General features: G+C 40.4%; 6 protein-coding genes. All 6 read left to right on the top strand.

All coding sequences use genetic code 11. The features are described 5' to 3' along the window. Positions 1–196 precede the first annotated feature (196 nt). The 6 genes from ACTNA4_RS15540 (at position 197) to ACTNA4_RS15515 (ending at position 6,983) form a co-directional block, all read left to right on the top strand. The gene (locus ACTNA4_RS15540) at positions 197–1,153 is read left to right on the top strand and encodes a DHH family phosphoesterase (protein ID WP_441030999.1); all 957 of its coding nucleotides are present in this window, start codon (positions 197–199) and stop codon (positions 1,151–1,153) included. Positions 1,154–1,233: 80 nt separating this feature from the next. After that, positions 1,234–2,022: an HAD-IIB family hydrolase gene (locus ACTNA4_RS15535; protein WP_441030996.1), complete on the top strand. Its 789-nt coding sequence runs from the start codon at positions 1,234–1,236 to the stop codon at positions 2,020–2,022. Positions 2,023–2,067: 45 nt separating this feature from the next. Further along, positions 2,068–2,772: an SDR family oxidoreductase gene (locus ACTNA4_RS15530; protein ID WP_427820874.1), complete on the top strand. Its 705-nt coding sequence runs from the start codon at positions 2,068–2,070 to the stop codon at positions 2,770–2,772. Positions 2,773–2,949: 177 nt separating this feature from the next. After that, the gene (locus ACTNA4_RS15525; RefSeq protein ID WP_427820875.1) at positions 2,950–3,549 is read left to right on the top strand and encodes an HD domain-containing protein; all 600 of its coding nucleotides are present in this window, start codon (positions 2,950–2,952) and stop codon (positions 3,547–3,549) included. Between the two features lie 34 nt (positions 3,550–3,583). Then, positions 3,584–5,314 (top strand): ABC transporter ATP-binding protein, encoded by a 1,731-nt coding sequence (locus ACTNA4_RS15520; protein ID WP_441030993.1) that lies wholly within the window; start codon positions 3,584–3,586, stop codon positions 5,312–5,314. Next, on the top strand, positions 5,304–6,983 hold the full coding sequence (locus ACTNA4_RS15515) for an ABC transporter ATP-binding protein (RefSeq protein WP_427808855.1): 1,680 nt from the start codon (positions 5,304–5,306) through the stop codon (positions 6,981–6,983). Before ACTNA4_RS15520 ends, ACTNA4_RS15515 begins: the two co-directional genes overlap by 11 nt. The last annotated feature ends 543 nt before the right edge of the window (positions 6,984–7,526 follow it).

The raw sequence follows: 7,526 nt of genomic DNA, 5'->3' as shown, positions 1-7,526 counted from the left end.
GCATCCGGAGCGGATCTTACAGGAATGGTTTCCGCGGAAAGTAAGTTTGAAATGGTAGGATAGGAAAGAAATGGATGGAGAGATAAAACTTTGTATGTGGTTTTGAAGGTATATAAAGAGAGATAGCTGCAGACTTTGGTGACAAGGTTTGCAGTTTTTTCGTATATTATTATTTAAAATAAGGAAGGAGAGGAAAATGGGTTTTTTAAGTCAGTTTTTGAAATATAAAAGCATTTGTATTCAGTGTCATAACAATCCGGATCCAGATGCGCTGGCATCTGCTTTAGGTTTGTATACATTTTTTACTGACCATGGAATAGACACTAGAATTGTGTATGGCGGCAGACAAAGTATAAAAAAGAAAAATTTACTTTATATGATGGAAGTATGCGGGATTCTGGCAGAACATATTGTAGAACTTCCAAAGACAGAACTTCTGATGATGGTTGATGCGCAATATGGTCAGGGGAATGCTCAGATATTTGAGGCTTCAGAAATTGCAGCCGTAGATCACCATACACTTTATATGGAAAAAACAGATAAAACATTTATAGATAATACATATCAAAGCTGTTCGACGATAGTATGGAAATTGTTGAAAGAGGAAGGCTATTCTGTTAAAGATAACAGAAAATTACGCATTGCATTTCTTTATGGATTGTATACAGATACTTCTTCTTATGTAGATCTTTATAAAGAGAAGGATTGTGCTATGCGTTCGGAATTACGCGATGACTATCCGGAACTGGAACGTTTGAAAAAGTCGTGTATGACAGTTGGGGATTTAATGATTGCCGGTGATGCTTTGAATAATTGTTATTTTAATACAGAAAGAAGGTATCTGATCATTTCTGCTATGCACTGTGAACAATCTATTCTTGGAATCATTGGTGACATGGCGATTATGGTTGATGCCGCCAAAGTATCCGTTTCATTTACCGATGTGGACAATGGATATCAGATTTCGGTTCGAAGCTGTGACTGGGATTATCCGGCAAATATTGTAGCAGAAAAATTGTGTAAAAACATCGGTAATGGCGGCGGTCATAAAGATAAAGCCGGAGGAAATATTTCAAAAGAATTGATGAATGAGAAATATGGTCAACAGGAAATCACAGATGTGATTATACAGAGAATGAATGAGATCATGTAAGAAAATAATTTTATACACGGTTAAAGAATTAAGATGATAAAAGCATTGGAATATTTGGAACAGGAAAGGATAAAGTTAGAATGAGACAGGCATTATTTTTTGACATTGATGGAACCATTCTAAGCGAGATAACAAAAGAGATACCGCAAAGCACCTTCCGTGCATTATCAAAGGCGAAGGAAAATGGTCATTTGTTGTTTATAAATACCGGGCGAACAAGGTGCACACTTCCGATTAAGATTACAGAGATGCCTTTCGATGGCTTTTTGTGCGGCTGTGGCATTTTTCTTACATATAGAGATGAAATTTTTTATAAAAAGAATTTACCGTCAGCACGGGCAGACGCGATTGCAAAAATGGCGGGAGAGTGCCGGATCGATGGTGTGTTTGAAGGTGTTGAAGATGTTTATTTTTCAAAATTTGCATCAAGATTTGAAGATATAGAAGCTCTGAGAACAAAGATGAAGAAAAGGGGACTGGGGCAAAAACGTTATCTTGAAGAGGGTGGATGTGCATATGACAAGATGTATGTCATGACCGACAACAAAAGTGATAAAGAAAGCTTTTTTCATTTCATAGAAAGAGATTTGGATATAATTGACCGGGAGAATGGAGCATACGAGTGTGTACCGAAAGGCTGCTCGAAAGCAACAGCGATTCAGATGGTTCTGGATAAATTCCATTTGTCCAGAGAGCAGTCATATGTATTTGGGGACAGTGAAAATGATCTTGCAATGTTCCGGTATGCGGGGCATGCCATTGCAATGGAAAAACATAGTACGGCATTGGATCCCTATACAGAATTTGTCACGAAGGCTGTGGAAGAAGATGGGATTGACTATGCGATGAAGAAATTCAGATTGATATAGCAGTGTTAAGTGTAAAATGGAAAAACTGGAAAGAGGGGAACAAGGATGTTTCAGAAGAAGGTTGCGGTTATAACGGGCGGCGCGCATGGCATCGGAAAAGTGATTGCTGAAGAATTTCAAAAAGAAGGTGCGATTGTCCGGATCATCGATATTGCAGAAGGGAATCATTATGTCGGCGATATTGGTAAGAAAGAAGTTCTTGAAGATTTTGCCGATAAGGTCATAAAAGAAAATGGGCATATTGATTTCCTGATCAATAATGCGTTGCCATTGATGAAAGGAATCAATACATGTTCTTATGAAGAATTCGAATATGCGCTTGCTGTAGGAATTACGGCACCGTTTTATCTTACAAAATTATTTCAGCCTTATTTTGCAGACGGTGCTTCGATTATAAATATTTCATCTTCGCGGGACCGGATGAGTCAACCGCAGACTGAGAGCTATACGGCGGCAAAAGGGGGAATTGCTGCACTTACTCATGCACTGGCAGTCAGTATGGCAGGAAAAGTAAGAGTAAATTCCATCTCGCCTGGATGGATCGATACTGAATATACAGTATACGAAGGACCGGACGCATATCAACAGCCGGCCGGCAGAGTTGGAAATCCTAAGGATATCGCAAATATGGTTCTTTATCTGTGTTCGGATAAAGCAGGATTCATAACAGGGGAGAATATCTGCATTGACGGAGGTATGACGAGGCAGATGATTTATCATGGAGACTTTGGGTGGAAATTGGATAATTAAACTAGAGGTTCATTGTAATGCAATTAAAAAAACGTTATACTAAGGAAAAGACTTGGTATATGCCCATTATCAGGCAGCTTCGTATTTGAAGGAAAATCAGTGATTGAGAGAAAAAGAAAATTGTGCTACAATGAGCCTTATATAAAAACGACAGAACAATCTTAGGAGGCGCAGATAATGAAAGATCATATTTCAAGAGAAGATGCATTTGAGTTACTGAAAAAATACAACAAGGATTCATTTCATATACAGCATGCACTTACGGTAGAGGGAGTTATGAAGTGGTATGCCGATGAACTTGGATATGGAGAAGATGCCGAATACTGGGGAATTGTTGGGCTTCTGCATGATATTGATTTTGAGTTGTATCCGGATCAGCACTGTATCAAAGCACCGGAACTATTAAGAGAAGGCGGCGTGCAGGACGATATTATTCATGCAGTGTGCAGTCATGGGTATGGTATTACAGTTGACATAAAACCGGAGCATGAGATGGAAAAGGTTCTCTTTGCTGCGGATGAACTTACGGGATTGATCTGGGCGGCAGCATTGATGCGGCCGTCAAAGAGTGTGCAGGATATGGAAGTGAAATCGGTTAAGAAGAAATTCAAAAGTGCGAATTTTGCGGCAGGATGTTCCAGAGAAGTGATTCGGCAGGGAGCAGATATGCTGGGATGGGAGCTGGCGGATCTGATTGAGAAGACGATTCTGGCAATGCGTTCTTGCGAGACTTCTGTTGCAGAAGCTATGAATGCTTTGGAAGAATCAGAATCATAATATAAACGTTTGCGAAGAGGGGATAGATAAGCAGATGAAAAAAACGGATAAAAATGCCACGGATCAGATTGGTTATTATTTCCGGAAAGAAAAATGGCTTCTCCTGACTGTGACGATAACAGGTATTTTATATAATGTTGGAATGGTCGCAGGTCCCTGGTTCGAAGGACAGATGGTGCAGTATTTGTGTGATATCATCGGCGGCAAGAAAAGGCCGTCGGCAATGGTCAGCCTGGTGGTATGCTATGTGCTGACCATTTTTTTTGTACAGTTTATGCGATATCTTAAGCGGCTTTATGTTAGAAAATTTGCAAACAACATCAGCAAGAATATGAAAATGATATTATATCGGAATTTGTTGTATCAGAAGAACATAGAGAAGGAAGATGCAGGCACGATGATGACGAAGATCATCGCTGATGCGGATGCATGTGTGGAGGGAATGCGCAAATTTACGACTGAGATATTTGACACGGGGATCGTAATGATTGCTTATCTTGTCATGCTACTTTCTTATGACTGGAGGCTTACGATCCTTTCCATGCTGTTTCCGCCGATTGCTTATATTCTCGCGGAACGACTAAAAGTAATCGTGACAAGAAATGTGGCACTCAGCAGAGAGAGCAGCGGGAGGTTGAATGCATCTACCCTGGAGCGCATCACGAATGCGCTGACATACCGGATCTATGGTCAGGAGAAGAATCGGAATGCGGAATATGAGCTGTATCTTGCAGATTATGAAAAAAAAGCCATTCGCGCGAATTTGTGGGAAAATGTGATGCAGCCTGTTTATCAGGTGATTTCGATGATTGGAACGGTGATGATTATATGGTTTGGCGAAAGAAATGTGCTCGGAACAGGATGGTCAGTCTGGAATATTGCTGCATTTTCTACTTTTTTTGCATGCTATAGGAAATTGGCTGTCAAGTCCTCCAAGGCGGCAAAGCTATTCAATGCTGTACAGAAAGCAGAGGTATCATGGAAACGCATTAAGCCATATTTGAAAGAGATTCAAGAAGAGAAAAGAGTAGAACATACGCAGGCAGCTACGCTGGAAGTCTCAGGACTTACGTTTGCCTGGCCCGGTCAAAATCCATTATTTGCGAATGTTACTTTTAAAGGGAATCCGGGACAGATTCTGGGAATCACAGGTGAAGTGGCATGTGGCAAATCAACATTTGGCAGAATCTTCACCGGAGAGTTGCTTTATGACGGAAAGATTACCATGGGAAATGTTTCGTTTGACGGAAAAGGCGAATACATAAACGAAGTAGGATATCTGGGACATCAGCCGGAGTTGTTTGATGGAACAATAGAAGATAATATCTGTATGGGGAAGCCGGGGGATGTTGAGGAAGTGCTTCGTGCAGTTTGTATGGATCAGGAAGTAGAACTTTTGCCGGAGAAAATATATACCCGAATCGGTAGCGGGGGTGTACGGCTTTCGGGAGGACAGCAGGCCAGGATTGCACTTGCCCGAACCCTGTATCACAAAAAGCCACTTATGATTCTGGATGATCCGTTTTCGGCTGTGGATATGGAGACAGAAAAACAAATCTATGAAAATTTACGTTTGTGGGGAAAAGATAGCGTTATTTTGCTGATTTCACATCGTTTAGGATTGTTTCCTAAGTTTGATCAGGTGTTATGGCTTGAAAATGGAAAGGTTTGCGTTGCCAGTCACGACAAACTAATACAGGAAGAAGAACATTACCGTCTTCTGTACGAGGAACAGAGGAGAGGAGGCAAAGTATATGCAGAGTAGAAGGTCTGTTATGCATGCAATAAAGGAAACAGTTTATAACAATAAATGGCTCAGTTTCACGTTAGTATTGGCAATTGCAGGAACGATCGGAGCCGTGCTTCTTCCGCCACTGGTTCTGGAACAGATTGTAAATCGTCTGGCAGAGCATGAAAATGTGGGATTATCGATCGCCATAGGATATTTTTTGCTCATTGCTGTATCCGGCTTTCTGGAGGCTTTAAAAGAAAGTGTGATTACTGTCTTTGGACAGAAAGTAACGCATAGGATCCGTTCTGCTATGAGTGAAAAACTTCTTCGTCTGCCGGCTTCTTATTATATCGAAAAAGAACCTGGAGTAACAGCTTCACGTTTTGTAAATGATGTTAATACAGTGGAAAACTTATTTACATCGGGCGTGATTAGCATGGCATCGAATGTATGTAAGCTTGTCAGCATCGTTTTGATCATTTTTTCCAGAAGTAAAGGACTGGGGATCATACTTGTCGTGGTGACTCCGTTTTTATTCTGGATGACTCGTGTTTTCCAAAAAAGAATGTTGAAGGCACAAATAGAAAGCCGTGTGGCTGTAGGAAGAACGAATCAGTTGATACCGGAAACCTTGAAAAATATGCGAACAATACGGGTTCTTCGCAGACAAGAATTCATGCAGCAGCGTTATGGAGATACGATTGAACAGGGATTTCGCGCGCAGGAGCAATCCAATTTTTGTGATGCTATCTATTCTCCGATTATCGTTACTGTCAGTGCATTGCTCATTGGTGTTATGATGGGAGCTTCCGGACAGGCGGGAGCAATAAGGGAGTTTTTCGGGATGTCTGCCGGAACAGCTGCAGCATTGATTGCCTATGTAGGGAATTTCTTTGAACCTCTTGAAAATATAGGTATGGAAATTCAGAATATACAGTCAGCAGCTGCGGGTGTGAGAAGAATCAATGAGTTTTTCGAAGAGAAAGAAGAACCATATGTTTCGAAGCTGTACGGTGTGAAGGATGCAGATCCTTGCGTTACGAAATCAAGTAAACAAGATAATCAAAAGAGTTCTGCGGTCAAATTTTCGGAAGTCTGCTTCAGCTATGGAACGGATCAGCAAGAGATCCTGCATGATTTTAATATGGAAATCAAAGAAGGGGAAAATGTCGTCCTGACAGGCAGAACCGGTGCCGGAAAGAGTACGTTAATAAAATTGATCTCAGGATTGTATCGTCCAGATAAAGGAAAAATAATGGTATACGGAATTGCGCCCTCTTCGATTCCGGAAGAGAAGAGGAGGCATTTGTTCGGGTACGTGGAACAACAGTTTCGGATGATCCGGGGGACGGTTGCAGAACAGATTTCCTTGAAAGATCCGGAAGTTTCCGAAAGACAGATTGAAAAAGCACTTGAAACCGTTGGTATTCTTAATACTGTGTGCGCTCTTCCTGATAAAATGGATACTCAGTGTGATGAAAAGTTATTTTCACAAGGGCAGTTTCAACTTCTGTCTATTGCAAGAGCAATTGTGTTGAATCCTAAAATTCTTCTCTTAGATGAGATAACGGCTAATCTGGATTCGGGAACGGAAGAACAGATCATGGAAGCTTTAAAAAACGCCTCTCATGATCGTACAGTGATTTCGATATCACATCGTTTATATAATAAAACCGGAGAAAGAGAAATAGTGATTGGATAATTATCAAAATCGTATCTAAGTATGGTGAAGAATACGTACCAATGTAAGTGAAAATGTGAAAAGCATGAAAGAAATAATATAACGATAAAATTGTTTGAATTGTCTGAAATAAATAAAAAACAAAAACAATATTGACAATTACAGAATGTAGTGGTAAGATATGACTCGTTGATTGGACAGAACTCAGAAATGAGATACCGGACAGCGGGTCATAACTTATTTTAGAAAGGACTGGGACAGAGGCCAGGGGCGGCATGCAGAAGTCCGAAGAAAAAAGTTGTTGACATACGTCGAAAGATGTGATATCCTAAGTAAGCTGTCGTTCGGAAGAACAGAGTTCCGAAGAAATGAACAGCATAAGAAAAATGAAAAAAGTCTTGACAGATGCTTGAAGATGTGATAATCTAATATGGCTGTCGCAAGACAGAACAGCAAAGAACATTGATAACTAAACAATAGACAACAACCCTGAAAATTCTTTAAGAGATTTTTCAAGAACGGTTGAATCGACAGATTTAACAAACCTAAAAACAGTAAGAAGGA

This window comes from Bariatricus sp. HCP28S3_A7 (genome assembly GCF_052066375.1).
GTDB lineage: Bacteria > Bacillota > Clostridia > Lachnospirales > Lachnospiraceae > Allocoprococcus.
Note: the sequence above shows the minus strand (reverse complement) of the source record. Positions and strands in the feature narration are given on the sequence as shown.